5 protein-coding genes are annotated in these 3,795 nt (G+C 72.1%); 2 read left to right on the plus strand and 3 right to left on the minus strand.

Annotated elements, in window-relative coordinates:
• Positions 1–110: 110 nt before the first annotated feature.
• Genes VFJ94_RS11120 through VFJ94_RS11130 form a run of 3 tightly spaced genes read right to left on the minus strand, consistent with a single transcriptional unit; the run spans position 111 to position 2,493 of the window.
• Positions 111–662: a DUF1003 domain-containing protein gene (locus VFJ94_RS11120; protein ID WP_414654603.1), complete on the minus strand. Its 552-nt coding sequence runs from the start codon at positions 660–662 to the stop codon at positions 111–113.
• A complete protein-coding gene (locus tag VFJ94_RS11125; protein ID WP_325004274.1) occupies positions 659–1,963 on the minus strand; it encodes a magnesium transporter MgtE N-terminal domain-containing protein in 1,305 nt (434 codons plus the stop codon). Before VFJ94_RS11125 ends, VFJ94_RS11120 begins: the two co-directional genes overlap by 4 nt.
• Positions 1,964–1,980: 17 nt before the next feature.
• On the minus strand, positions 1,981–2,493 hold the full coding sequence (locus tag VFJ94_RS11130) for a hypothetical protein (protein ID WP_325004275.1): 513 nt from the start codon (positions 2,491–2,493) through the stop codon (positions 1,981–1,983).
• A gap of 61 nt (positions 2,494–2,554) precedes the next feature.
• Between VFJ94_RS11130 and VFJ94_RS11135 the strand changes: the two genes are divergently transcribed.
• Positions 2,555–3,658 (plus strand): CoA ester lyase, encoded by a 1,104-nt coding sequence (locus VFJ94_RS11135; protein ID WP_325004276.1) that lies wholly within the window; start codon positions 2,555–2,557, stop codon positions 3,656–3,658.
• A partial coding sequence (locus VFJ94_RS11140) for an aldolase/citrate lyase family protein (RefSeq protein ID WP_325004278.1) occupies positions 3,655–3,795 on the plus strand: 141 nt, incomplete at its 3' end. The genes VFJ94_RS11135 and VFJ94_RS11140, both read left to right, overlap by 4 nt.

The following is a 3,795-nucleotide window of genomic DNA, read 5'->3' on the forward strand; positions in this document are numbered from 1 at the left end:
GGGCAGGGCGGGGGCAGACATGTGTTCCATCGTATGCCGACCCACGGGAGCTCACGGCCGCGGGCGGCCTGCGCCGCCGTGCACCCCCGCCGTGCACCCCCGTCGTTCGCTCAGCGCTGCTCGTGGCGCTGCTCCTCCCGCGGCGGGACGAGCAGCGAGCGTTCCTCGAGCTCCTCGAGCAGGGCGCGCAGCTCCGAGCGGACGAAGTCGCGCGTCGCCTGCTCCCGCAGGGCCAGCCGCAGCGACGCCACCTCGCGGGTGAGGAACTCGGTGTCGGCGAGGTTGCGCTCGTCCCGGGCGCGGTCCTGCTCCAGCGCGACGCGGTCGCGGTCGGCCTGTCGGTTCTGCGCGAGGAGGATGAGCGGGGCGGCATACGACGCCTGGAGCGAGAGCATGAGCGTGAGGAAGATGAAGGGGAAGCCGTCGAAGATCAGGTCCCGCGGGGCGAAGACGTTCCACGCGATCCACGCGGCGACGAAGAGCGTCATGCCGATGAGGAACTGGGCGGTGCCCATGAAGCGGGCGAACTTCTCCGACAGGACGCCGAAGGCCTCTTGCGACAGGGCGATCCGCGGCAGCAGGGGGCCGCGCTGCTCCCGGGGCTGGTCGAGCTTGTCGCTGCGCACGGCCCGGGCCGGGCGGCGCAAGACCGGCTCGCTCACCGCTTCACCTCGAGGTCGTGCCGCTCCTCACGCCAGTCGTCGGGCAGGATGTGGTCGAGCACGTCGTCGACCGTGACCGCGCCGATGAGCCGGCCGTCCTTGTCCACGACGGGCAGCGAGACGAGGTTGTAGGTCGCGAGCGTCCGGGTCACCGTCTCCAGCGAGGCCGTCGCCGGGGCCGGTTCGACGTCCTTGTCGATGATCGAGCCGACCGGGGCATGCGGCGGCTCACGCAGCAGCCGCTGGATGTGGACGAGCCCCAGGTAGCGGCCGGTCGGCGGCTCGAGCGGAGGGCGGCATACGAAGACCATCGACGCGAGCGCCGGCGCGAGCTCCTCGCGGCGCACCATGGCCAACGCCTCGGCGATGGTCGCCTCGGGCGCGAGCACGACGGGCTCCGTCGTCATCATGCCGCCGGCGGTCTTCTCGTCGTAGGAGAGCAGCCGGCGCAGCGGCGCCGCCTCGTCGGGCTCCATGAGCTGCAGGAGGTGCTCGGCCTGGTCCGGCGGCAGGTCGGCCAGGAGGTCGGCTGCGTCGTCGGGCTCCATCGCTTCGAGGACGTCGGCGGCGCGCTCGGTCGCGAGACCGGCGATGATCTCGACCTGGTCGTCCTCGGGCAGCTCCTCGAGCAGGTCGGCGAGCCGTTCGTCGTCGAGGGCCGCCGCGACCTCGGCGCGGCGCTTGGGATTGAGGTCGTGGATGACCTCGGCGAGGTCGGCGACGTTGAGGTCCTCGTAGGTCTCGAGGAGCCGCTCCGCGCTCTGCGCGGGCGCCTGCTCGTGCAGGCCGACGACGTCGCGGATGTCGACGAGCATGGTCTTGCCGGAGCGCCGGCGGGTGAGCCTCGACATGGCCCGCGTCGCGGGGGAGACGCCGGAGAGCTGGCGGACGAAGACCTTGACGCCGATCCAGTCGCGCCTCGCCGTCTGCTCGATGGCGAGGTCCTCGACCACCGCCTGGCTGATCCCCGCCTCGGCCGCGGTCGGCCCCGTGACCCGCACCGTGCGGTCGAAGAGCTCGGCGGCGACGAGCACCTCGTTGGTCCGCTGCTCGAACCTGCGCATGTTGACCAGGCCGGTCGTGATCACGGCGCCGGCGTCGATCGAGGTCACCCGCGTCATCGGCACGAAGACCCGCCGCCGACCGGGCACCTCGACGACGAGGCCGATGACCCGGGGCTGCGGTCGCGTCGGCGAGAACATCACGACGACATCGCGCACCCGACCCACCTGGTCGCCGAGCGGGTCGAACACGCTCAGGCCGGTCAGGCGCGCCACGAAGACGCGGGTCGTTGCGCTCATGCCCAAAGGCTAGAGGGTCAGCCTCCCGACCGTCTGACAGCACGCCCGCGCCAGTGCCAGGGGCGCCACCGCGTCGTCGTCGCGCTCGTCTCCACGGGGGCCCGACGCAGGTCGTCGGCGGCATACGACCCGGGGCCCTCCACGGGCGCGTCGAAGGGCTTGAGGGCCGTGATGGTGCACGCCTGCGCCCACCGGGTCAGGCAGTCGTCGACGGCGTTGAGGCGCGACGCCTTGAGGGCCTCGGCGGCCGCGGTCCACGCGGGCGTCCCGGGCTCCAGGACCTCGGTGCGGGCCCGGATCGTCAGCAGCCGGCCGCCGGTGTCCTTGCTGCGCAGGACGAGCCGGACCTCCTCCGGCAGCCACGGCAGGGTCTGCTCGCCGGGGCCGTTGACGACGTATGCCGTGTCCTCGACCCACACGTGCCACGCCGGCCACGTCCGCGCATCGGGGACCTCGACCCACAGCAGCCCGGACTTCGACATGGCCTCGCCCAGCAGGGCGCTGACGTTGAGGGCCGGCTGCTCGGACACCGGTCCATCCTAGTGAGGTCCGTCATAACCGGGGCTGCGCAGCCGTTGCTACGGTGCGCCCATGCGACCTGCCAAGGACTTCTTCCGGCCCCTCGCGGTCGGAGCCCCGCGGCCTCTCCGGGAGGTGCCCGCGAGGCCGAGCCGGATGATCCACTTCTTCGACCCGAGCAACGCGAAGATGGCGGCCAAGGTGCCGGGAATGGTCGGCACGGTCGACGTGCTGCTCGGCAACCTCGAGGACGCGGTCAAGGCGGACCGCAAGGAGGCCGCCCGGGAGGGGCTCGTTGGCATCGCCCGTGACACCGACTTCGGCGCCGACACCCAGCTGTGGACCCGGGTCAACAGCCTGGACAGCCCCTGGGTGCTCGACGACCTCACGACGCTGGTGACCGAGGTGGGCGACAAGCTCGACGTCGTCATGGTGCCCAAGGTGCAGGGGGCGGAGGACATCCACTACGTCGACCGGCTGCTCGCCCAGCTCGAGGCGCGCGCCGGCCTGACCCGCCCCATCCTTGTCCACGCCATCCTCGAGACCGCCCGCGGCATGGCCAACGTCGAGGAGATCGCCGGCGCCAGCCCACGCCTGCAAGGGATCTCGCTCGGACCGGCCGACCTCGCGGCCGACCGCCGGATGAAGACGACGCGCGTGGGCGGCGGTCACCCGGCCTACCTCGTGCGGCTGGACCCCACGGTGACTGCCGACGGCCCGGACGTCCACGGCGATCGCGCGGTCTTCCAGCAGGACCTGTGGCACTACACGATCGCGCGCATGGTCGACGCCTGCGCGATGCACGGGATCTTCCCGTACTACGGACCCTTCGGCGACATCGCCGACGTCGTGGCGTGCGAGGACCAGTTCCGCAACGCCTTCCTCCTCGGCTGCGTCGGGGCGTGGTCGCTGCACCCGGTGCAGATCGACATCGCCAAGCGCGTGTTCAGCCCCTCGGCCGAGGACGTCGCGCACGCCCGCCGCGTCAAGGCGGCGATGGGCGATGGCACCGGGGCCGTGATGCTCGACGGCAAGATGGAGGACGACGCAAGCCTCAAGCAGTGCCTCGTCATCCTCGAGCTCGCCGAGCGCCTCGCCGCGACCGACCCGGCCTTGGCCGAGCTCTACAGGGAGCCGAGCACCGACGAGGCGGACGCCACGGGGGGTGCCCGATGAGCGCGGAGTTCCGGCCGCTTCGGTCCGTCCTCTACCTGCCGGCCTCCAACGAGCGGGCGCTGGAAAAGGCCAAGACCATCCCGGTCGACGCTCTCATCCTCGACCTGGAGGACGCCGTCGCGCCGGACGCCAAGGAG

The sequence above is a fragment of the Intrasporangium sp. genome (genome assembly GCF_035688975.1).
Taxonomy (GTDB): Bacteria; Actinomycetota; Actinomycetes; order Actinomycetales; family Dermatophilaceae; genus CALMNV01.